Raw genomic sequence first — 23,445 nt, 5'->3', positions numbered from 1 at the left:
GCGCTGTGTTGATAACGCAGAGGTCCCTGGTTCGAATCCAGGATGGCCCATAACAGTCGACTTAGGTCGACTTTTTTTGTGCTTAAAGAACGGTGTATACTAAAAGTATGGAAGAAAACATTCATCAAAATTTAGACGCCTACGACCGAAACGATTTATCGACTGAACAAGTTCGAGTCATTGGCCAATTAAAGGAATACATTCAAGCAGGGCTGCAGTCCGATCGACATCACGTGGCGATTATCGAAGGGGCTGCAGGGACCGGTAAATCGGTTATCTTGACCAAGCTATTTAAAGAAATTCGCGATGGGAAACCCGACCCAACAAGTCCATATTACGGTTTGAAAACGGCTTTTACAGTCAACCATCCAGAACTTTTAAAAGTCTATCAGGACATGGGTTCTAAGTACCAAAACATCTACAAAAAAGACTACCAGCGTCCAACGTCCATTATTAATGGCTTAGATAAAAAGGGCGAAGAGCTCGACGTCTTGTTTATCGACGAAGGCCACTTACTTCTGACAAAGTCCGAGCCCTACGTAAAATTTCGCCAGCAAAATCAGTTAACCGAACTGATTCGCCTAGCCAAAGTCGTCGTCGTTGTCTTCGATTTTGCTCAGGTCATTCAGAGTAAGATGTACTGGGACCAGCAACTTCTTGATCGAGTCGTTTCTGACGTGCCGCACCGGGTCTTTCCACTTGATTTTCAGTACCGAATGCAGGCTAGTCCGGCCGTGAAGGAGTGGATCGATGCCTTTGCCAAGGGTGATTTAGAAAAGCTGCCTTCAAAAGAGAAACTGCAGGGTTATGATTTAGAAATCTTTGCTCGGGCAGCGGATCTCTTTAAGAAACTGAAACAGGTCGATCAAAAAATCGGGATGGCCCGTGTGGTATCAACCACCGGTTTCCACCACGATGAAGATGGTAAGCACCATGTTGTCATGGATGACTTTGACCTGCCCTGGGATGAATACGACCCCCAAGAGTTGACCTGGGCCAAGCGACCGGAGTCGATTAACGAAGTCGGTTCGATTTACACGGTTCAGGGCTTTGATCTGAACCTGGTTGGCCTCTTACTGAGTCCAGCCTTTGAATACGATTCAAAAAAGGATCGCATTTGGGTTAATCCGAAAAAAGTCATTCACCGAGAAATCTATAAAAAGTCGCCACACCTAACAGACGAGAAAGCAATTGCAAAGGCTAAGCAGGATTTCATGTTAAACGCCTTAAACATTCTGGCCAAACGTGGTCGCTACGGCCTTTACATTGCTGCCGCTGACCCAGCCTTAAGCAAGCGCTTGCAAGAGTTAGCAAAATAAAAAAGACGCCTCAATCGGCGTCTTTTTTTATAAGGACCACTGATCGAAGTTTTCGATTACGTGAGTCGGCTGGATGTCTTTTGCGGCCACCTGTTCCTTTGTCGATACACCGGTGTAGACCAAAAGAGTGGCTAAGCCGTTTTGAATTCCGGCCAAAATGTCAGTTTGGTAGTTATCGCCAACCATGATGGGCTTTTTTGGCTGTTTAAGGCGCTTTAAGGCTCCTTCCATGATGGGCGCCTCGGGCTTTGCGATAATGGTGGCTTTAACGCCAGAAGCCGTTTCAATGGCTGCGACGAGCGATCCTGCACCAGGGAGCATGCCCTTTTCCGATGGCAGGTTGGTGTCAGCATTTGTCGCGATGAAGCGGGCCCCGCGTTGAATGGCAAAAGTCGCTTCCGTTAGCTTCTCATAATTGAATGTGCGATCAAGTCCCATGACCACGTAATTGGCCTCGTCTGCGGGAACGACTTTGATATCGGGACGGGCAAAGGCTTCTTTTAAACCGGCCTCACCAATCAAGTAGACCTTCTTTTCCTTTGGCCCCGCCGTGTCAGATGCAACGTAATCGGCCGTTGCCATGGCGGAGGTGTAAACCTGCTTTGGACTAGTCTTGATGTCGTGCAAAGTGGTCAAGTCGTCAGCGAAAGCTTCCGCCGTCTTAGTCGAGTTGTTGGTCACAAAGAGGTAGGGAATCCCGGCAGCTTTTAAGCGGTCAATGAAGCGTTTGGCCTCTGGGATTTTGTTCTTACCGTGATAGATGGTACCGTCAAGATCGATTAAATATGCATCGTAATTTGCCATGGGGTCCTCCTGTAAAGAAACACTTGAGACCATTGTCCACTATTTAAAGGGCTCTTTCAAGCGATTTTAAAAAGTCCCTTGTTTTTCTGAAAGTCACCGGCTTTAACGGTATAATAGAGCTATTATGGAATGGCTACAAAAACAAAGAAAACGGATTCAAAACGGACTAACCTGGTCGATGCAAAAGTCGCAAACGCGCCTTGGCTTTTACTGCTGGATGGTCTTTTTGCTTTGGGCAAAAACCATCTTTGCCTATGGTGTTGACTTTCACTGGATGCACGCCGCTAATCCCTATCAATTCTTTTTAGTTTTAATCAACCCGCTAGGCTTTACCTTCTTTGTGATGGCGCTGCCGCTCTTTTTCAAAAAGCGGCCACTTTTTTACGGGGCCATGCTGACTTTAAACGCTCTGTTGACGACTTTTCTCTACCTAAACGTCGTCTACTATCGTGAGTTCACGGATTTTATGTCGGTCAACACGATTCTGACCTATTCTTCAGTGAACCAGGGGGCCAAAGCCGGGGGCGCGGTCGCCTTTGACTACACTGACATCTTTTTCTGGGTCGACCTGATTGTCATTCTTTACTTGCTTTTTCGCAAGAAAATTAAGATGGATGGCCAAAAAACAAAGAAGGGGCGGGTCGCGCTCTACTTAATGGCTGCCTTCACCTTTATGATGGGGAACTTGGTACTGGCCGACATCGATCGTCCCCAGTTGCTAACCCGACAATTCGACCGTGTCTACCTAGTTAAGTATTTGGGCTTGGGGCCCTTTATGGGCCTTGATGCCTACAATACCTTCACAACCTCTCAAGTGCGGAAGGCCGCCAAGCCAGATGAGTTAGCCACCGTCCAAAAGTACGTCAATGAGCATTATGCGGGCATGAACAGTACTTACGCGGGCAAGGCCAAGGGGAAGAATGTCATCGTGATTCACCTCGAATCCTTCCAGCAGTTCTCCATTGACCGTAAGGTTAACGGCCAGGAAGTCACGCCCTTCCTGAATTCGCTCTACCACAGCAAGGACTCATTGTCCTTTGACAATTTCTTCCACGAAGTCGGTCAGGGAAAGACCTCGGATGCCGAAAACATGCTGGAAACGTCGACCTTCGGCCTGCCCCAGGGGTCACTCTTTGCAAAGCTGGGTAACGACCAGACTTTCCAGGCCATGCCAGCCATTTTGAATCAGCGAGCCGGCTATTCATCCGCCGTTTTCCACGGTAACAACGGCTCCTTCTGGAACCGTACCAACGTCTACAAGAACATGGGTTACCAGAACTGGATTTCTGGGGAGTATTTCGATTCGACGGGTAAACGGGCAACGGCCTGGGGCTTGAAAGATAAGCTGCTCTTTAAGGATTCAATTCCTTACTTGGAACAGTTACAGCATCCCTTCTACGCCAAGTACCTAACGGTTACCAACCACACGCCCTTTGAACTAGACAAAGAGGATCAGGATCCAAACTTCCAGACCAGTAATTCCGGTTCAAAGTACATCGATAATTACTTTGTGACCAACCACTACCTGGACCAATCGATTCAGGAGTTCTTTACTTACCTGAAAAAGTCCGGCTTGTACGATAACACCATGGTGGTTCTCTACGGTGACCACTACGGCATTAACAATTCCGAAAATAAGGAATTAGCGCCACTGCTGGGCAAGGATCCGAACCAGTGGACCGACTTGGATACGGAGAACTTGCAGCGAACGCCGCTGATCATTCATATTCCAGGTTTTCAAAACGGCGGCATTCAGCACACCTATGGTGGTGAAATCGATGTTGCGCCAACGATTGAACATCTTCTGGGACTGTCAAGCAAGCGCTACATCCAACTAGGTCAGGACCTCCTGTCAAAGAACTGCTCACAGTTGGTTGTGATGCGCAACAAGGATTGGATTACGCCGAACTACGCCTCGATTTCGGGAACGATTTGGAATGTGAAGACCAACACCGTCGTTGAAAAACCAACGGAAGCCCAGCAAAAGCTCTTTAAGAAATTGCAGGCAGAGGCAACGGAAAAGTTATCCGTTTCGGATTCCTTAAACCAAAAGAACCTGCTACGCTTCTATCATCCAGAAGGCTTTAAGGATGTGAACGCTGCCAGCTATGACTATTCAAAGAAGGACACGCTGGCTCGTCTGAAGAAAGCGTCACAGATCAGCAATTCGACTTCTGTTTTCTCAAAGAACGGGGGACAAACAACGGCTGGGCTCTATCAGACAAATGCACCAGAACAAAACGCAACGGATAATGCGAGCGTTTCGCAAAGCAATAAGTAATTAAGGAATGAAAAAAGCAGGTGGATACCTGCTTTTTCTATACGTTAGATGATCAAAAGATACGTTAAGACAATTCAAATTGAAGGCTGGATGGCGGACTTGACCGTAAAAGAATACCTCAAACAGGTTTTCCTTTCCAAACAACTGCGGGGAAAGCTTCGACAGCAGCGGGGAATTGCCGTTAACGGCAGGCTTGTTTCGACGGCCCATGTGCTAGCAGCAGGCGATGTTTTGGCCTTAACCCTGGAGCTAGAAGAAAGCGGTCAGGGCCCATATCCGGCCAATGCCAAAGTACCTGTCCAGGTTGTTTTTGAAAACGAAGACTTTTTGCTGGTGAATAAGGGGGCGGGACAAAAGATGCACCCGCACTCTCCAACAGAGGATGACACGCTCTTAAACGGTGTCCAAGCCTATTTGGAAGAAACTGGAGCCAAATCCCTAGGAAAGCCGGCCATGGCTTACATGATTCATCGCTTGGATCGGGGGACTTCCGGCCTTGTCTTGATTGGTAAAAACCCGCTCGTTGTGCCTATTTTAAATCGGCAAATTAAGGAGAAGATTGCTAAAAAAACCTATTTGGCTAAAGTCGCTGGCCATTTTGAAGAACGGGTAGGAACTTTTTCAAAAGCGATTGGCCAATCAAAGACGAATCCGCGACTACAAAGCTTGCGAGCCATCGATGACGGTGGTTTGGCCGCGCTGACGCATTATCAGGTGCTGGCTGACGATCGAGAAAAAGAAGAAAGTCTGGTGCAACTAAGTCTCGAAACCGGTCGTATGCACCAGTTACGCGTTCATCTTTCGGCAGCGGGTCACCCCATTGTTGGTGATGACTGGTATGGTGGTCGCCCGGCCGACCGACTTTACCTGCAATCGACCAGGCTATCATTGAAGATGCCTTGGACGATGGAGGAAAGAGTCTTTGAACTAGAGCGGCTGTGGTAGTCACAAACAATAGTCAGGTTGACTGGTTACATGTCGAGCAATTTCGTTATTTTACTAACTGCTCCTTGTAAGGTTTTTTCATCTTTAATACGAATGTCATCTGCTGTTAAGACATCGTTTTCTCGCCACCATTTTTGTAAGGTTACCTTTCCAAAGGGCTGCTTTTTCTTTTGATCATTTTCAATGGTGATGTTAAAGGGATAGTCTAAGTAGAGGACCATTGACTGAATCCGTTGATCACTTGAAAGTTGTGTTAACATTTCGCCATAGACGTCTTTTCGCAATATTCCTTCAATGATTGAAATTGGATAATGCTCGAAACCAAAATCTGCTAACTCTTTCATTAAGTTGATCGATGGGTTGTTTTTACTATCGTTTGTATGAAGGATTTCGCGTCGAACAATGTCTTGATGAACAATAAAACAGTTTTTTTCGCCAACGATATCCTGGATGTACTTGGCTAATCTTGTTTTTCCGGAACCAGAATTACCGCGAATAATAATTAATAACTTCTTCAAAGCGAGTCCTTTCGCATAAATTAAATATTTTGATTGTCACTAGTATACTATTTTCATTGAATAAAGGAGCATGTCATATTGTCCGGACAGACACATGTCGTTATTTAAGTAAAGGAAATAAAAAAAGCACCCATCCGGGTGCTTTTTTATATTGGAGGAAGTGCTTATGCAGCAGCTTCTTCATCCTTTGCGTAGTACTTTACTGCCAAACCAGCCAAGGCTGCAGCAAGAACTTCAATAATCAAGAAGAACCAAAGGTGTGCAGAACCACCCAAACCGTTCATGATGGCTGGTGCCAAGACGCGGGCAGGGTTCAACAAACCACCCGTCAATGGGTAGGCAACGAAGGTTGAAACAGCCAATCCCAAACCAGCGATAACGGGTGCTTGCTTTGGCATCTTTTGGAAGGCCAAAACCGTTACGAAGACGAGGAAGAAGGTGAAGACGGCTTCAATTGTCAAAGCGATTGGCAATGAAGTGGCCGTCGTTGCTGGTTGCAAGGTTTCGTAAATCTTTGAAGCGGAAACCGTTGAGGTTGAGCCCGTAGAAGATGATGACATTTGCGTGTTAATCACGGGGATCAGCGTTGAAACGGCCAAGAAAAGACCAACAACAGCACCGATAACCTGTGACAAGAGGTAAAAGCCAAAAGTCTTCCAAGTGATTTGCTTGTTCAAAGCGGCTGCCAATGAAACGGCTGGGTTAAAGTGACCGCCGTTTGCGTATGGTCCGAAAACAAACATCATCAAGACCAGGCTCAATGCCAAGATGGCGACTTGATCAAACATTTGACCAACTTGGAAAGTTGAAACGTAGACCAAGGCCACCGTTGAAAAGATGACCAAGAAAGCCGTTCCAAATGATTCTGAGAGATACTTGCGCATAAAAAAAGCTCCTTTATTCTTCTGTACAATTCTCTATTGTACCCTTCTTAGAATAAAGGAACTTTAAAATTTAAGCTCTTAATAAAATTTTTACTTTATTTGTGGAGCAACATCGCGTTTCCAGCAACAATCAGTGTTGAAAGTGACATGACAATGGCACCAATCATTGGGTTCAAAACAATGCCGGCAAAGGCGAAGACGCCAGCGGCCGTTGGAATGGCGATGATGTTGTAACCAGCACCCCACCAGAGGTTCTGCAATTCCTTGCTGTTGGCATTGTGGGCCAACTTAATTAAGTCGATGATCTTAGGCAGGGAAGTGGAAATCAACACGGCATCGGCCGAAGCCTGGGCAACGTCGGTTCCAGCACCGATGGCAACGGACAAGTCGGCCTGAGCCAAAGCTGGGGCATCATTGATTCCATCACCAATCATCAAGGTCTTACCCTTTTGCTGGTACTGCTTAACCAAGTCGATCTTATCTTCAGGTGAAACCTGGGACTTGATTTCTTTAATGCCGAGTTCTTGGGCGACTTTTTCAGCGGTTTGCTGACCGTCACCGGTAACCATGACAGGAGTGATGCCAAGGTCCAAGAGGGACTTCACGAAGTCCTTTGCGGATGGCTTCAAGGAATCGCCCAATGAAATGGCGGCCAAGACCTGCTTGTCTTCGACCAGGTATGAAACGGAACCATCGGAATCCATTGGCGTAAAGTCAATCTTTTCCTGGTTCAAGTAGCGGCTGTTGACGACCAAGTAGCGCTTACCATCGATGTCACCTTGAATACCGGCACCCTTGATGGTTTGGACGTTCTTAGCATCCTTTGCAGCAACCTTTTCGTCAGAAGCCTTTTGCACAATGGCCTTGGCCAATGGGTGGGAAGATGAACTTTCGAGTCCAGCCATAATGGCCAGGGCCTCTTTTTCATCAATGTGATCGGCTTCCAACTTTTGTACGGCAAAGTGGCCGTTCGTCAGCGTTCCGGTCTTATCCATTAAGGCGTAGTCCAAGTGCTTGGCCTGCAAAACAGCCCCGTGCTTCTTGATTAAGATACCATCTTTAGCGGCAATCGCCTTGGTCCGTTGGATAACCAATGGAATGGCAAGGCCCAGTGCGTGAGGGCAGGCAATGATCAAGGTCGTGACGGCTGTGTTGAAGGCTTCGGCAGGACCGGAAATGAAGGTCCAAACGATTAAGGCCAAGAGAGCGGCGGTCAAACCAACCCAGAAGAGCCAGCCGGCGACTTTGTTAGCCAGTGATTCAGCCTTTGAAGAAGACTGTTCCGTCTGGTTCAAGGTGTCTTTCAAGTGACCAATGAAGGAATCGTTCCCAACGGCCTGAACCTTAACTAAGAGAGTCCCGTCATCGTTGATGGTTCCACCGATGACCTTGGAATTTTCTTCCTTCTTAACGGGCTTTGATTCACCGGTCATGAGGGATTCATCAACACGGGAGGAGCCTTCTAAGACAACCCCGTCGGCTGGGAAGGATTCACCGGCCTGGACCTGTACTTCCATGTCGGGCTTCAATGAAGAAACCGGCATGTCCATGAAGGAATCCCCGTGCTTGACGTGGGCCGTTTGTGGTGTCAACTTTGAAAGTTCGGACGTGGCGTTTCCAGCCTTCATCGTCGCTTCCATTTCAATGACGTGGCCCAGCAGCATGATGACCACCAGGCTGGCAAATTCAAAGAAGTAATCCATCATCATTTGGTGGAAGAAGGTGTTGGCGATAAAGGAATAGATGGAAACCCAGAAGGTTACAATCAGGCCCATTGAAATCAGGGACATCATGGCCGGCTTCTTATCCTTTAATTCGGACTTGGCACCCGTGAAGAAGGGCTTTGTTCCAACCACGTACATGGCAGCCGCCAAGATGACCGTCAACCAGTTAGAACCTGGGAAAGTCAGCGTGAATGGCAGTTCCACACCCATGAATGGCGTGATAAAAACGAGTGGAACGAGCAAAATGATGCTAATCCAGAGACGTTTCTTCATGTCCCCGTGGTCCATGCCCATGTGCATCATGCCTGGCATGTTCATCATACCGCCCATGTCCATGCCGCCCATATCGTGACCCATGTGCATGTGGTCCATGCCAGACATGTTCATGTTGCCCATGTCATGGTCCATGTTCATCTTGGAGTGGTCACCTCCGGACATGTTCATCTTGCCCATGTCCATTTTCGAATGATCCATGTCACCATGGTTCATCTTCGAGTGATCCATGTGGGACATGTCCATGCCGCCCATCTTTGATTGGCTTTGATCGTCTTGTTGATCTTTTTTTTCATGGTCCATGTCACCCATGTTCATTTTTGAGTGGTCCATGTTGGACATATCCATCTTTGAATGATCCATGTTGCTGTGGTCCATTTTCGAATGGTCCATGTCCCCGTGGTTCATCTTGTTGTGATCCATGTGAGACATGTCCATGTTGTCCATGGACTGCTTCTCTTTATCCTCTGACATACGCAGCTCCTTTCGAAGATAATGTTTCTACTGGTCTAGTTTAAATCAAGTATAAAAAAGTCGCAAGTGTTTTGAATAACTCTAAGTATAAATTTGTTTAAACTGTCTAATATTGGAACGGCTCATCGAAAATCTTTACTGTCATCAAAGAAATTTTAAAAAACAAATAAAATTGGTCTATCTATTTGGAGGGCCGTTCACCTTGCAATTTAGAAGGGACTTTTGTACATTAAATAGCGTAAGAAAGCGCCTTTTAGCGCCCTTTTAACTTTTAAAAGAAATCAGGTATTGGAGAATGGATTATCCACAAAGCAAACAAGAAGAGGCGGTCGTTGACTGGCGACACGTCTTTTCGCTCTTGCTAACCGCTCTGTTTTTGGCCGTTGTGATTGGTATTTCGGCTATGTTGCTTTCCTATTTTTTGGACATTGTTGCCGACAGCTTCATGCACTTTCACGAGTCCTACCACACGGCTAGTCCCAAGGCCGTGCCAGCCTGGCGACGGCTCTTGTCCGTTACCGTTGGTGGCGTGATTGCCGGTCTTGTCTGGTACGCTATTCGGCGCAAGGAACCAAAAATCGTTGGGATTAACGGTGCTTTGAAGGGGCAGCAAATGCCCGCTTGGAAGACAGTCCTCAATGTTTTGGCCCAGATTTTCTACGTTGGAACCGGTGGATCGGTTGGACGCGAATTGGCTCCCCGTCAATTGGGTGTGATGATTTCGCAACAGGTTCAGGACTTTGGTCAAAAGAAGGGCTTCTTGAAGTTGACCGAAGAGGATCGAAAACTCCTCCTAGCCGCTGCGGCTGGTGCAGGCTTTGCCGGTGTCTACATTGCCCCCATCACGGGGATGCTCTTTTCCGTCGAACTTCTATTAAAGAAGAATTCGATTAAAAACATTGCCATTTCTTTGATGATGTCGACCATCGCCTGTCTGATTGGTTCCTTAGCTAAAGGCTTCACCCCTTACTACTGGGTGGCTTCGGCCGACTTTTCCCGCTGGTTGCTTTTGGCCGCCTTGGTGATTGGGCCCCTGGCTGGCCTTGCGGGTGCTTTGGCTAAGCAGGGCTTTGCCTGGGCGCAAAAGAAGCAGGCGTCTGGCAGGATTCTCTTGTTGACGATGCCTTTAGTTGGTTTGCTGACTGGTTTGGTTGCCTGGATCATGCCCGAAGTGATGGGGAATGGTCGGGCCGTTGCCCAATTGGCCTTTCACCAGGAAAACGAGCAGCTGATTTTCTTCTTTATTGTGCTTGGCCTAGTGAAGTTCGGACTGACTTTTCTCACCCTTTACGGTGGGGGAACCGGTGGTACCTTGACGCCTTCGATTGCCTTAGGAGCGGTCTTAGGCTTGGTTGTCTCGGTTCTCTTTGCCGGTGTTTTGCCTGGCATTCAGCCCTGGCACTTCGCTTTGATTGGGGCGGTTGCTCTCTTGGCCGCCTCCCAGCAGGCGCCGTTGATGGCCATGTTCATGGTCTTTGAAATCGCCCACCTGCATTCTTCAGCGCTGATTATTTTTGCAGTGGCGGTGGCTTTGTCTTCTGCGACCGCTAAGTTCTACTTGCAAATTCAAGAACGCCGGGCGGCTCTGAAAGAATAAGGTAAACAATTTAAAGTCAAAAGCGACCGTTTCGGTCGCTTTTTTAATGGCAAAAGTAAAAATCGGGTATACTGATTAAGAAGAAACAGGGAGGGAAGATGCCCATGAAGACCGATATTGAAATTGCTCAAGAAGCGGAATTGTTGCCAATCAGTGAAATTGCTGAAAAAGCTGGCTTGCTGCCAAGTGAAATCGAACCCTACGGTTACGATAAGGCGAAAATCAACCTAGATAAAAGCGTGCAACGAAAGCACGAAGGGAAACTGATTCTGGTGACGTCCATTAACCCAACCCCGGCAGGGGAAGGCAAGTCAACGGTGACGGTCGGACTGGCCGATGCCTTGCAAGCAGCCGGCAAGAAAACGATGATTGCTCTGCGTGAACCATCCCTTGGTCCAGTCATGGGCCTGAAGGGTGGGGCCACCGGTGGCGGTTATTCCCAAGTCATTCCAATGGCCGACATTAATCTGCACTTTACTGGTGACTTTCACGCCTTAACGGCCGCTCACAACATGCTGTCGGCTGCTTTAGATAACAGCATTTACCAGGGCAATCCTTTGCACATTGATCAGCGCCGAGTGATCTGGAAGCGAGTTCTAGACATTAACGACCGGGCCCTCCGTCACACGACGATTGGCCTGGGTGGCCCTACCTCCGGGGTACCGCGGGAGGACGGCTTTGACATCACGGTGGCCTCTGAAATGATGGCGATTTTGACTTTGTCGACGGACTTGATGGATTTGAAGGGCCGCATTGAAAAAATTGTGGTCGCCTACGACTTTGATAAGAAGCCGGTGACGGTTAAGGACTTGGGCGTGGCGGGTGCCTTGACAGTGCTTTTGAAGGACGCCATTAAGCCAAACCTGGTGCAGACCCTGGCCCACACGCCGGCCATTATTCACGGCGGACCCTTTGCCAACATTGCCCAGGGAACCAATTCGGTTCAGGCCACGCGGGCGGCTTTGACTTTAGCCGACTATGCCGTGACGGAAGCGGGCTTCGGGGCTGATCTCGGTGGTGAGAAGTTCATGGACATTAAGGTGCCAAAGTTGGGCAAGGCACCGGACGTTGTGGTGGTTGTCGCCACGGTTCGAGCCTTGAAACACCACGGGGGTCAGGCTTTGGCCGATTTGAATCAAGAGGATTTGCAGGCTCTTTCAGATGGTGTAGAAAACCTCCAGCAGAACATCAAAGCGATGAAGCGCTATGGCGCACCCGTTGTGGTGGCGGTAAACCGCTTTACGGCCGATACGGACGCTGAGCTTGCCATGGTGAAAGAAGCCGCTGCGGCCGTTGGAGCAGAAGCCGTTACGGCGGATGTCTGGGCCCATGGTGGGGATGGGGCCAAGGACTTGGCTGCCTTAGTCGTGGAAAAGGCCGAGGAAGAATCAAAGTTTTCCCCACTCTATGCAGCGGCTGATTCTGCCGTGGAAAAGATGAACAAAATTGTTCAAAATATCTATGGTGGTGACGGTGTTGAACTGTCTGACAAGGCGCAAAAGCAATTGAAGAACTTTGAAGCCCTTGGTTGGGATAAGTTGCCAATTGTCATGGCCAAGACCCAGTACTCACTTTCTGACGATGCTAAGAAACTGGGAGCGCCAAAGGACTTTACCGTGCACGTGCGGGAATTTGTGCCGAAGTTGGGGGCTGGTTTCCTGGTTGCTTTGACGGGCAACGTGTTGACGATGCCTGGTTTGCCAAAGCATCCGGCAGCCATGGACATTGATATCGATGAAAAGGGTCGCATAAAAGGGCTCTTTTAAAGAAAAAAGTTGGCTTTGACCAACTTTTTTTGTTTTCCTCTTGTTTAATCGAAATCTCATGTTATAATAAATTTATCATAAAACATCAGGAAGGGAGGATGACGCTATGTTTATCTCTCAATCAAAGAATACCGCTTCATTTAAGTCATCTGAATTTGCCTTGTTGTTGAGCTTGCTATGGACATCCTAGTGAGTTGATTTTTGTATGGATCAGTTACTAGGGTGTCGACGCCTAGTAACTGCTCACCAATGATGGTCCCGGTAGTTACGTTTACGTACTACCGGGACTTTTTTGTTTGATTTGAAAGGAAGAGAAAGATGGATATGTCAGGAAATCAGGCGGCGATGGCCGCTAACGGGAAAAAAGAAGAAAACATTAAGGACTTTGAACAGTCTGAACAGGCAATGGAAAAGCAGGAAAAGGGACAATCAACGGTAAAAGAATACGTTTACAACGTGTCGGCCGCCGTTTCAAACGCCATCTTGGTGACGCTTGGGATGGGTCTTTTACTGCAAACGATTGCTGGTTTCATCCACTGGGGACCAATGGTGCAGATGGGGGCGGTGACCAAAGTCATCCTGCCAGCCGCCTTTGGTGCAGCCATTGCTTCGCAAATGAAGACGAACACAATGGTCATGTTCTCCGCTATGGCCGCTTCCACGGTTGGCGCCAACGCGGTTTTCTTCACCACAACGCCAATGGTCTTAAAGACGATGACGGGCTTCTCATCTGCCCAAGTCGCCGGTTCTGCCGTGATGACCACGGGGCAACCGATTTCGGCCGTCTTAGCTGGGCTGATTGCCGTTCTCTTTGGCAAGTGGCTGTCTGGTAAGACGCCGCTGGACATGATCATTGTGCCAGCTTCCACCACCATTGTTGGAACGATTGCCGGATATTATCTGGCCATCGTCACCACGCCCTTCCTGGTTTGGCTGGGTCATAGCATTGCGTCCATGGTTGCCGTTAACCCAATTATTGGAACGGCCATCGTCGCCATGGCCTTCGGTGCAATGACGATGACACCGGCTTCCGCCGCTGCCCTGGCCGTTGCCATCGGGGCCACTGGCATTACCTCTGCCGATGCGGCCGGTGCCATCCTGGTTGGAACGACCGCCGTCTTTGTTTCCTACCCAGCCATGTCATGGCATGAAAACAAGATTGGGGCGACCATCGCCCAAGGAATTGTGACACCAAAGATTCAGTTTCCAAACGTGATTAAGAACCCCATGATTCTGATTCCACCAATGATTGGGGCGGCCATTGCCGCACCGATTGCCACGATGGTCTTCCACATTTCGGTGCCCTTTACCATGGCGGGTATCGGCTTTAACTCCTTCATCGTCCCACTGGCCCTCTTTGGTAAGGGGGTTGGCATCTTTGCTGCCTACATGGGCGTGGCCGTCGCCATTCCAGTTGTCATCTCCTTCTTTACCTACTGGGCAATGCGGAAGATGGGCTGGATTAAAGCCAACCAGACGCACCTGGACATGATCTAATCGGACTTTTTGATGATATATTAAAATTTCTCTCATAAAAGTGTTGCATTATGAAAATAACCTGTTATAGTTATGGACAAGTTAATAATAAAAAACGTTGCTGAGGAAGTAGTAGTCTTCTTCTTACCGCGCAGTGAAGTGTTGGTTAGTGTGAAACACAGGGTAGGATTAGGCGAACGTCGCCTCATGGTGCATGCGATGAAAACCATGCTGGGTGCTCCCATTAAAGAGCTGACGATTAGTAGTTTTGATCGAATAATGAGAGGTGCTTTTTTAGCACAATCAAGGTGGTACCGCGTGCAAACGTCCTTTAGTCAAATGACTAAAGGGCGTTTTTTTATTGTTTACGCCCAACGAAAAAAGAGGAGAAGAAAGATGATGATGAAGAAGATCGGAGCTTGGTTGGCCATTGCCATAGCCAGCTTCATGATGATTGGACCGGGTGCACTGAGCGCTTCGGCAGACGATAACAGCTTGCAAAAGGTAAAGGAGACCGGTGTTTTAAAAGTCGCGACTTCCCCGGACTACCCGCCCTTTGAGTCACAAACGACAGTTAATGGGAAAACTGAAGACGTTGGTTTGGATATTGAAGTGGCCAAGCAAATCGCCAAGGACCTGGGGGTTAAGTTGAAGATCTTAAACATGGACTTTGGCTCGGTCTTGGCAGCCATCCAAACCGGAAAAGCCGACATTGCCATTGCCGGTCTGTCGGTTACCGACGAGCGGAAGCAGTCAGTTGATTTTTCGAAGAACTATTACACGGGTGGCCAAACCTTCTTAATCAACAAAAAAGACCTTCAGAAGTATCCGACAGCCAAGAAGTTGCATGGGCAAAAAATTGGGACGCAAACGGGCTCTTTGCAAAACAACTTAGCCCAAAAGTACTTTGACGACAGCACGGTGTCGAACATGGACAAGACGGCCGACCTGATTTTTGCCCTCGAAAATGGAAAAGTCGATGCGGTCGGAATTGAAAAGCCCGTTGCTCAAGCCTACGTTGCCCACAACAAAAAGCTGGCCATGATTGATGCCGGTTATCCAAACGATTCGGTTGAGAGTGGTAAGGCAGTGGCAGCAGCCAAAGGATCAACGAGCTTGATTAACGCCGTTAACCAATCGATCGACAAGATTCAAAAGAACCACTGGACGGATAAGTATTTGAAAGAAGCTGGGAAGTACGTTGATGACAACGCCGAGGATACGTCCATGCTGCGCTACTGGCACTACTTCTACAACGGCTTTTTGAACACCAGCTTGATTGCCGTTCTGGCCGTTTTCTTTGGGATTTTACTTGGCTTGCTTTTGGTCATGATGAAGTTGTCGGCTTGGAAGGTTCTTTCTTGGCCAGCGACCGCCTACATCGAAATTGTTCGTGGAACGCCAATGATGGTGCAGGTCTTGCTTGTTTACTTTGGCCTGGGCACGCTGATCAACCTACCCGCATTAACGGCTGGTATTATTGCCGTTGCCTTGAATTCTGGCGCCTATGTCGCTGAAATTATTCGTGGTGGGATCAACAGTTTGGATAAGGGGCAGACGGAAGCGGCTCAGAGTATCGGCTTTTCAAAAGTCGACACCATGCGCTTCGTTATTCTTCCCCAAGCCTTTAAAAACATCTGGCCATCGCTTGGAAACGAATTCATTTCCGTTTTGAAGGAAAGTTCCATTGTGTCCATTATTGGTGTCTCTGATTTGATCTATCAATTGAACGTGGTTCGGGCCGACACCTATCGGGCCGTTGCGCCAATTGTGGTCGTGATGGTGATTTACTTCTTGATGACCTTTACATTGACCCGCTTGTTAAACCATTTTGAAAGGAAAATGAACCATGACTAAAGCCGCAATAACAGTAAAAAACGTAAAGAAAGAATTTAAGGGCAACGAAGTATTGAAGGGGATTACTGGCGAAGTTGCTGAAAGTCAGGTGCTGACGATCATCGGTCCCTCGGGCTCTGGCAAGTCGACTTTACTACGGGCGATGAGCCAACTGGATGCCCCCAGTTCGGGGACGGTCATCTTTGAGGGGGAGGATTTGACCAAGTCGACCAAAAAAGACTTGTCCCACCTTGGCGAAAAAATCGGCATGGTCTTTCAAAACTTTAACCTTTTTCCCAATCAAACGGTTTTGCAAAACGTGACCCTCGGGCCAATTCGAGTCAAAAAGTTATCCCTAGAGCAGGCGAACCAAGAGGCAATGTTCTATCTGAAGCAAGTCGGAATGGCCGACAAGGCCGCTGCCTATCCAAATTCGCTCTCGGGCGGTCAAAAGCAACGGGTGGCCATTGCCAGAGCCCTGGCCATGCAGCCAAAGGTCCTCTTTTTTGACGAACCGACTTCGGCACTGGATCCCGAAAACGTCAAGGAAGTCTTGAAAGTTATCCAGAAATTGGCGGCCGAAAAGATGACGATGGTGGTCGTCACCCATGAAATGAATTTTGCCAAGAAAATTTCGGATAAAATCTGGCTCATGGACAATGGCAAAGTCATTGAAGAAGGGGATCCGCAAACGATTTTTACGAATCCAAAAGAAAGCCTCACAAAACGCTTTATTGAGCAGGTTGTCTTTGACTAGCCTATCCATCCTGTTACCGTTGTTTCACCAGAGAACCAGCCCGGTTCTCTTTTTTTATTCAAAAATGTTGACACTGTGTCAATATATTGTATGCTAGTCAGCGGAATGACACCGTGTCAAAAAGGAGAAGACAATGCCCAAAGCAATGTTTGATAATTTGAAAGAAGAAAAGAAGCAGCAAATCGAAAGCGCCCTCCTGACGGTCTTTTCGAAAAGCAACCTCCTCTCGGTTTCGGTCAAAGAAATCGTGGAGGAAGCTAAGATTCCCCGGGGGTCTTTCTACACCTACTTTGATGATCAAATCGACGCCTATTCATACGTCTTGGCCATTGTGTTGAAGCGGGTCCACGAATCGATGAAGGGGCAAAATCCCTTTCAGGCAACCAAGGACTTTATTGAAGGCATTGATGAAAACCCGGACAAGGACTTTCTCAGCCATTACTACGTGATTAACGAGGCGATCTTGGAAGCCCAAAAGGATGAAACGGAACCAGAAGCAGGCGATGGAAACCTGCAAAACTGGTTAGCTTCTGTGGCCGTTCACCATTTGATCCGCCGCTTTTTCTTGAACCCTGGGGATAAAGTCGCCATTTTGGATCGCTTATCCGCCTTGGAAGACTGGTTGTAAAGGAGTGACATATGTTTTTAGCCTGGCAGGAAATTAAAAAAGAAAAGTTACGTTACGGTTTAGTGATTGGCGTTATTCTACTCATCGCCTACCTGATTTTTATTCTCTCCGCGTTGGCCCAGGGATTGGCTAGCCAAAACACGGCCGGAGTCGATAGCTGGCAAAGTCAAAGCGTCTTGCTATCAAAGGACGCCAACGGCAATTTGGCCCAGTCCATGCTGACCAAGGCTGATTTACCTAGCAGTCAGCCGGCAAAGACGGACCGGGTTGGCCTAGCCCAAGGCATTTTGAAGGCCGGGGATGCCCGCCAATCCGCCACTTACGTTGGTCTTGAAAAAGAGGCCGCCATTCGTCAAACGATTAAACTAAGCTCAGGCCGTTTGAACCAAAATGACCAGGAAGTCGTCTTAGGTGATAGCTTGAAGCAGTCCGGCTTTAAGCTGCACCAAAAAGTGCAAATGGGTCTTTCACAAGACCAATACACGGTCGTTGGCTTTGCCAAGGACGGCCTTTATAACATGGCACCGGTCGTTTATGGCTCCTTGAAGGATTGGCCTTCGGTCAAGGGGGTTAGCAGCGACTTTGTCGGTTCTGGTTTGATTAGTCAACAAAAACTGACGGAAAAGACGAAGAACACGGAAATTTTGACAAAAACGGCCCTCTTTAACAAGATGCCCGGTTATTCGGCCCAGAACCAGACCTTCCTCTTCATGATCGCCTTTCTGGTCGTGATTTCGATTGTTATCGTGGCCATCTTCCTCTACATCTTGACCATGCAAAAGCTCGAAAACCTAGCAGTGTTGAAGGCTCAGGGAATTCCAACTAGCTATCTCGTGCTAAACACCCTCACGCAGACGATTCTGATTTTGCTTTTGGCTGTCGGAGTGGGAACGGCGCTGGCTGCTTTGACCGGACTGGCCATTCCAAAGGCCGTGCCGATGACCTTTGATCCGCTCTTGATGACGGGAACGGCCATCCTCCTCATCATCACGGGACTCATCGGTGCCATTATTCCCATGCGCATCATTGCAAAAATCGACCCTGTTTCGGTCATTGGAGGTTAACTATGGAAAAGCTTGAATTAAAGGCAGTCAACAAAGTCTTTGGCGCTGGTAGCAACCGCGTCCAAGCGCTTTCTGACGTCAACTTTGAAGCAAAGGCTGGCGAACTAACCCTCATCTTAGGGCCCTCTGGTTCAGGAAAGTCGACCTTGCTGACCATTTTGGGTGGCCTGCAGCAGCCGACCGACGGACAAGTGCTCGTCAATGGTCAGCGCTTTGATAATCAACACGGGAAGGCCGCCGATGCCTTTCGACTAAACCACATTGGCTTTGTTTTACAGTCCTACAGCCTGGTGCCCTATTTGACGGTGGCCGATCAGTTCCGGCTGGTTGATAAGGTGAAAAAGTCGAATAACTTGTCCAAGAAGACTTTTCAAGGGTACGCGGAACGCTTGGGCATTGAGCAACTCCTGCAGAAGTTCCCAGGAGAACTCTCCGGTGGGCAAAGTCAGCGAGTGGCCATTGCCAGAGCACTCTACGGAAACCCTGACTTTTTGCTAGCTGACGAGCCGACGGCGGCCTTGGATTCAAAGCGCGTCCAAGAAGTTGGCCAGCTCTTTAAAGACATTGCTGAAAAGGCCAACAAGGCCGTGGTCGTGGTTACCCACGATCTGCGTTTGAAGGATAAGGCCGATCGAATCTACCAGTTGGTCGACGGAAAGATCAGTCTGGAAAAGGGCGAATAAAAACAAGCAGGCGGCTTTGAAAGAGGGCGCCTTTTGCTTGCCTTTAGCGAGAAAAGGGCTTGGTATGCTATACTGCCAACTGTTAGAAATACGAAAAAAGGAAGCATTCCATGCAACAAACGATGACTTTTAAAAAAATGGCTATCCTGACCCTTAGCTTTTTGGCCTTAGACCTGCTGGTCCAACACGTGCTGGTCTACCAGGCCGTTAACTGGGCCTTCTACCAATTCGGTTTGGATCAATTCACCGCGCAATTCATTTCGAAAATGACTGAATTGCTGGTCGTCTTGGGCATCAACGCTCTGGTCACCAAGCAAAAGATTTACATGAAGCCCCGCTTCACCTGGTGGGAGGGCGCCTACTGGCTCTTCATGGTGGCCGTTGTGATTCCCTTCCTGTCGGCCGACAACCTGCTGGAATCGCTTGGAACTGGCTTGATGGGTGGTTTCCCAGAAGAATTCTTCGCCCGGGCCGTCTTGATGGGCCTCTTCTTGACCTACGTGCTGCGGACAGGCTATAGCCGGCACAATCTGGTTAAGGGTATCTTGTATGCGGACCTGGCCTTCGCTCTGATGCACTTTACCAACTTGAGCCACGCGCCGCTGTCCTACGTCATTGTTCAATCCGTTTTGGCCTTTGTCGCTGGCTTGGCCTATTCGGCCATCTACGTGCAGACTGGGAACATCTGGTCGGCCGTGGGCCTGCACTTTGTCGATGACTTTGTCTTGACGGCAAACGGTGCCATGGGGGACTGGTCCTTGTATGCCAACATGGCCTTTTCTTATTTTAAGATTGTTCTGGTCATTGCGCTTTTCCTTTACTGGAAGAAGCACGAACCAGAACTGGCCCGGCGGATTCGTCAAAAGAATGATTAAATGAAAAGTCGCTTGCCTTCTTGGCAAGCGACTTTTTAAATGCCCTCCTTAGGACAGGGCCTTTTCAATTTGATTCAATTCGGACAGCTTCCAGTCGACATAGGAGGTCTTGTCTGGCGAGGTTTCGGTCACGTTGACAACGGGGATGCTCTCCTGCTTGGCCAACTTGACCAACTTGGAGACGTCACCACCGGTCGTTTGGGTGTTTTGGACGACGAAGTCCACCTTGTGCGCCTTCAGGGCGTTTTGGACTTCCTTTAGCACGGCAGGGGTTGGGTCGGTGTCTTCTGCCACTGCTTCGGCAAAGTCGTCACCGACGATGTTCAGCCCCAGATTCTTCAGCATGTATTCGTAGACAGACTCAGTTTCAAAGACGCTCTTGTTTTGGGTCTTTTCCTTCAGTTCGGCTACCTTGTCCGTGACGGGCTTGAGCTTTTCTTGGTAGGCTTGCGCATTTTGCTGGTAGTAAGCCTTGTTGTCCGGGTCCTTCTTGGACAATTCGTCGGCCAACTTCTGGGCAACCTGGATCATGTTGTCCGGATCGTTCCAGAGGTGGGGGTTGGCCTTGCTATCCTTGTTGAGCATGTCGGATGCCAAAAGGAGCTTGGTCGACTTGGATGACTTGGACAGTTTGTTCAACCAGGCGTCGTAGCCAAGCCCGTTGCCCAAGGCGATGTTGGCGTGGGCGACTTTTTTAGCCACATCGTTGGTGGGCTCGTAGTCTTCCGGTGAGACGGATTGCTTAGAGATGATGGCCGAAACGTTGGCCTTGTCGCCGGCCACCGTTTTGGCGACTTCGACGTATACGTTGGTTGAGGCGACGATGGTTAGCTTGCCATCGGAATGGCTGCTGTCATCTTTGTGGGCCGACTTTGGCCAGAGTACAATGACAAAAACCACAAGGAGAATGACGGACATTCCCCCGATTAGTAGACCAGTTTTTTTCATGGTGGATTTCCTTTCGCAAAAAGCGTTTTTTAACAACGAGCTAAGCATAGCGAACCGAAAAACTTATAGTCAAACACCGGAGGGCTTATTGCCTTTGCTTATAAGGGTAAAGTCGCGGGCCGAAGCAGTGGCAATCGCCGCCTTTAATTCGGCCAAGATACGGGTCAGGTCGGGGCCTTGCAGCCGGTCCTCTCGGTAGACAAAGGTCAGCGGGAAGGCCGGGAGAACTTTGTCTTCTGACAGCTGCAGATCTGGGTGGGGAATTTCTTCTGCGACAAGCTTTTCTTCTATAGGAAAGGAGCTGGTGAGGATGGCGGCGTCGGCCTGGCCGACTTTTAGCGCTTGCAGGGCTTCTTCGGTACTGGCCTGGCGCTGCTGTAAGTGGGTGAAGAAGTGGTCGGAAAGGTGTTCTTGAATGGCTGGGAAATAGGCGAGTTCGGCCAATTCCGAGAGCAGCAGAACCAGTTTTTGCTCGGCCTCCTTCTTGATTTCTTCTTCGGCTAAGAAGTAGTGGTTGACCATCTGCTCGGCATGCTGCTGCAGGATTCGACCAGGGTGGGTTAGGGCTAATTGTTGGTGGCCGGGATCACGCCAGATTAATTCCGTGCCCAATTCCTTTTCCAGGCGTTGCATGGCCAATGAAACGGTTGGCTGGGAAACCTTAAATTGCTTGGAGACCTTCGAAAAGGAACCGAGTTCGGCCAGTGCTAGATAATACTGTAAGTCTTGAATCCGCATCATTTTATCCTTTCAAAGGGAAATCCGTTCACTAGTGAAAAAAGTACTTAAAGTATAGCAGAAAAAAGGGGCGAAAAAGCGACATATCAAGGAAAATGTCCGGGAAAAGAGAGTCATTCTATTTGACGAAAAGGCCTGAAAAGCGTAAACTAAGGCCATAACTTAGGCATAAAAACACACTGTCAAGGTGGCCTAAAGTAGACAGAAAAAGGAGTTCATCTCACATGACGACACCAATCGAGATTTTGAACAACCCCTTCTTGAACAAGGGGACAGGGTTCACGATGGAAGAACGTAAGGAACTCGGCGTAGCCGGGCTCTTGCCTCCACGCGTGCAAACTCTGGAAGAACAAGAAGCACAAACTTACGCACAATTCCAATCAAAGCCTTCTGACTTGGAAAAGCGCTTGTTCTTGATGGAAATCTTTAACACGAACCACACATTGTTCTACTACATGTTCTCACAACACGTGGTTGAATTTATGCCAATCGTTTACGATCCAGTTATCGCTGACACGATCGAAAACTACTCAGATTTGTTCGTTGACCCACAAAACGCCGTTTACTTCTCAATCGACAACGACGAAGACTTCGAAACGAGCTTGAAGAACGCCGCTAACGGTCGCGACATCAAGTTGATCGTTGTAACGGATGCCGAAGGTATCTTGGGTATTGGTGACTGGGGTGTCAACGGTGTTGACATCGCCGTTGGTAAGTTGATGGTTTATACTGCAGCCGCAGGTGTTAACCCAGCCGACGTTTTGCCAGTTGTCTTGGACAACGGAACGAACAACAAGGAATTGTTGGAAAACCCTAACTACTTGGGTAACCGTCACGAACGTGTTCGCGGCGAAAAGTACGACAAGTTTGTTGACGACTTCGTACAAGCTGCTGAAAAGACATTCCCTAACTTGTACTTGCACTGGGAAGACTTTGCCCGTCAAAACGGTGCTAAGATCTTGAACAAGTACAAGAACGACATCACGACGTTCAACGATGACATCCAAGGAACTGGAATCATCACGTTGGCCGCTGCATTGGGTGCCATGAACATCACTGGTGAAAAGTTGTCAGACCAGACATACTTGTCATTTGGTGCCGGATCAGCCGGATGTGGTATCGCTGCTCGTATCTTCGACGAAATGTTGCAAGAAGGTTTGTCAGAAGAAGAAGCCAAGTCACACATCTACTTGGTTGACAAGCAAGGTTTGCTCTTCGACGACATGGACGACTTGACGCCAGAACAAGCACCATTTGCTCGCAAGCGTTCAGAGTTTGCTAACAACGACCAATTGACTGACTTGATGTCAGTTGTTAAGGAAATCCACCCAACGATCTTGGTTGGTACTTCAACTGTTCCTGGTGCCTTCACTAAGGAAATCGTTCAAGAAATGGCTTCTCACGTAGAACGCCCAATCATCTTCCCATTGTCTAACCCAACGAAGTTGGTTGAAGCAACGGCTAAGGACTTGCTTGAATGGACTGATGGTAAGGCATTGGTTGCCAACGGTATCCCTGTTGACCCAATCGAATACAAGGGTGTAACGTACAACATCGGACAAGCTAACAACGCGTTGGTTTACCCAGGTCTTGGACTCGGAACGATCGCTTCAACGGCTACGGTCTTGAACGACGAAATGATCTCAGCTGCTGCTCACTCATTGGGTGGTTTGGTTGATGCATCAAAGCCAGGTGCTGCTGTTTTGCCTCCAGTTTCACAGTTGACGAAGTTCTCTGAAGACGTTGCCATCGCGGTTGCACAATCAGCCGTTGACCAAGGCATCACGAAGGAAAAGATTTCTGACGTCAAGGCTGCTATCGAAGCTTTGAAGTGGGAACCTAAGTACTAAGAGTT

19 protein-coding genes are annotated in these 23,445 nt (G+C 48.5%); 13 read left to right on the top strand and 6 right to left on the bottom strand.

The genetic code is table 11. From position 1 onward, the window contains the following. The first annotated feature begins 107 nt into the window (after positions 1 to 107). Positions 108 to 1,319, top strand: coding sequence for a DUF2075 domain-containing protein (locus G6R28_RS05790; protein WP_213793294.1), 1,212 nt, complete (start codon positions 108 to 110; stop codon positions 1,317 to 1,319). 27 nt (positions 1,320 to 1,346) lie between these two features. On the opposite strand, the gene G6R28_RS05785 is transcribed toward G6R28_RS05790, so the two are convergent. After that, positions 1,347 to 2,123 carry a TIGR01457 family HAD-type hydrolase gene (locus G6R28_RS05785; protein WP_213793293.1) on the bottom strand — a complete coding sequence of 259 codons (777 nt, stop codon included), beginning with the start codon at positions 2,121 to 2,123 and terminating at the stop codon, positions 1,347 to 1,349. A gap of 124 nt (positions 2,124 to 2,247) precedes the next feature. On the opposite strand from G6R28_RS05785, the gene G6R28_RS05780 reads away from it, so the two are divergent. Beyond that, positions 2,248 to 4,404: an LTA synthase family protein gene (locus tag G6R28_RS05780; protein ID WP_213793292.1), complete on the top strand. Its 2,157-nt coding sequence runs from the start codon at positions 2,248 to 2,250 to the stop codon at positions 4,402 to 4,404. A 48-nt stretch (positions 4,405 to 4,452) separates the two neighbouring features. Then, complete coding sequence (locus tag G6R28_RS05775; RefSeq protein WP_213793291.1) at positions 4,453 to 5,349, top strand: RluA family pseudouridine synthase; 897 nt, start codon at positions 4,453 to 4,455, stop codon at positions 5,347 to 5,349. A gap of 26 nt (positions 5,350 to 5,375) precedes the next feature. On the opposite strand, the gene G6R28_RS05770 is transcribed toward G6R28_RS05775, so the two are convergent. From G6R28_RS05770 to G6R28_RS05760, 3 genes are all read right to left on the bottom strand, one after another. After that, on the bottom strand, positions 5,376 to 5,867 hold the full coding sequence (locus G6R28_RS05770) for a zeta toxin family protein (RefSeq protein WP_213793290.1): 492 nt from the start codon (positions 5,865 to 5,867) through the stop codon (positions 5,376 to 5,378). Positions 5,868 to 6,031: 164 nt separating this feature from the next. Next, complete coding sequence (locus tag G6R28_RS05765) at positions 6,032 to 6,751, bottom strand: MIP/aquaporin family protein (RefSeq protein WP_213793289.1); 720 nt, start codon at positions 6,749 to 6,751, stop codon at positions 6,032 to 6,034. A gap of 95 nt (positions 6,752 to 6,846) precedes the next feature. Next, positions 6,847 to 8,889, bottom strand: coding sequence for a copper-translocating P-type ATPase (locus G6R28_RS05760; RefSeq protein ID WP_213793299.1), 2,043 nt, complete (start codon positions 8,887 to 8,889; stop codon positions 6,847 to 6,849). Between the two features lie 628 nt (positions 8,890 to 9,517). Between G6R28_RS05760 and G6R28_RS05755 the strand changes: the two genes are divergently transcribed. The 9 genes from G6R28_RS05755 (at position 9,518) to G6R28_RS05715 (ending at position 19,904) form a co-directional block, all read left to right on the top strand. Beyond that, positions 9,518 to 10,819: a chloride channel protein gene (locus G6R28_RS05755; protein ID WP_213793288.1), complete on the top strand. Its 1,302-nt coding sequence runs from the start codon at positions 9,518 to 9,520 to the stop codon at positions 10,817 to 10,819. A 104-nt stretch (positions 10,820 to 10,923) separates the two neighbouring features. Then, the gene (locus G6R28_RS05750; RefSeq protein WP_213793298.1) at positions 10,924 to 12,585 is read left to right on the top strand and encodes a formate--tetrahydrofolate ligase; all 1,662 of its coding nucleotides are present in this window, start codon (positions 10,924 to 10,926) and stop codon (positions 12,583 to 12,585) included. A 405-nt stretch (positions 12,586 to 12,990) separates the two neighbouring features. Beyond that, the gene (locus tag G6R28_RS05745; RefSeq protein WP_238479375.1) at positions 12,991 to 14,082 is read left to right on the top strand and encodes a PTS sugar transporter subunit IIC; all 1,092 of its coding nucleotides are present in this window, start codon (positions 12,991 to 12,993) and stop codon (positions 14,080 to 14,082) included. Between the two features lie 378 nt (positions 14,083 to 14,460). Beyond that, positions 14,461 to 15,918, top strand: a complete 1,458-nt coding sequence (locus tag G6R28_RS05740; protein ID WP_213793297.1) for an ABC transporter substrate-binding protein/permease — start codon at positions 14,461 to 14,463, stop codon at positions 15,916 to 15,918. Further along, positions 15,911 to 16,654, top strand: a complete 744-nt coding sequence (locus G6R28_RS05735; RefSeq protein WP_213793286.1) for an amino acid ABC transporter ATP-binding protein — start codon at positions 15,911 to 15,913, stop codon at positions 16,652 to 16,654. The genes G6R28_RS05740 and G6R28_RS05735 overlap by 8 nt, the downstream gene beginning before the upstream one ends. 133 nt (positions 16,655 to 16,787) lie before the next feature. Then, on the top strand, positions 16,788 to 17,282 hold the full coding sequence (locus tag G6R28_RS05730; RefSeq protein ID WP_213793285.1) for a TetR/AcrR family transcriptional regulator: 495 nt from the start codon (positions 16,788 to 16,790) through the stop codon (positions 17,280 to 17,282). Positions 17,283 to 17,293: 11 nt separating this feature from the next. Further along, positions 17,294 to 18,346, top strand: a complete 1,053-nt coding sequence (locus G6R28_RS05725; RefSeq protein WP_213793284.1) for an FtsX-like permease family protein — start codon at positions 17,294 to 17,296, stop codon at positions 18,344 to 18,346. A 2-nt stretch (positions 18,347 to 18,348) separates the two neighbouring features. Continuing rightward, positions 18,349 to 19,029 (top strand): ABC transporter ATP-binding protein, encoded by a 681-nt coding sequence (locus tag G6R28_RS05720; RefSeq protein ID WP_213793283.1) that lies wholly within the window; start codon positions 18,349 to 18,351, stop codon positions 19,027 to 19,029. 110 nt (positions 19,030 to 19,139) lie between these two features. After that, positions 19,140 to 19,904, top strand: a complete 765-nt coding sequence (locus G6R28_RS05715; RefSeq protein WP_213793282.1) for a CPBP family intramembrane glutamic endopeptidase — start codon at positions 19,140 to 19,142, stop codon at positions 19,902 to 19,904. Between the two features lie 48 nt (positions 19,905 to 19,952). Here the strand turns inward: G6R28_RS05715 and G6R28_RS05710 are convergent, their stop codons facing one another. Both G6R28_RS05710 and G6R28_RS05705 read right to left on the bottom strand, forming a co-directional pair. Then, a complete protein-coding gene (locus G6R28_RS05710; RefSeq protein ID WP_213793281.1) occupies positions 19,953 to 20,852 on the bottom strand; it encodes a metal ABC transporter solute-binding protein, Zn/Mn family in 900 nt (299 codons plus the stop codon). Positions 20,853 to 20,921: 69 nt separating this feature from the next. Continuing rightward, positions 20,922 to 21,593, bottom strand: coding sequence for a LysR family transcriptional regulator (locus G6R28_RS05705; RefSeq protein WP_213793280.1), 672 nt, complete (start codon positions 21,591 to 21,593; stop codon positions 20,922 to 20,924). 176 nt (positions 21,594 to 21,769) lie between these two features. Between G6R28_RS05705 and G6R28_RS05700 the strand changes: the two genes are divergently transcribed. After that, positions 21,770 to 23,440 carry a malolactic enzyme gene (locus G6R28_RS05700; RefSeq protein WP_274381088.1) on the top strand — a complete coding sequence of 557 codons (1,671 nt, stop codon included), beginning with the start codon at positions 21,770 to 21,772 and terminating at the stop codon, positions 23,438 to 23,440. Positions 23,441 to 23,445 lie beyond the last annotated feature (5 nt).

Origin of the sequence: Fructobacillus papyrifericola (assembly GCF_018437235.1) — a bacterium.
GTDB lineage: Bacteria > Bacillota > Bacilli > Lactobacillales > Lactobacillaceae > Fructobacillus > Fructobacillus papyrifericola.
The sequence above is the reverse complement of the archived record's forward strand: the minus strand, read 5'-3'. Positions and strand labels throughout refer to the sequence as shown.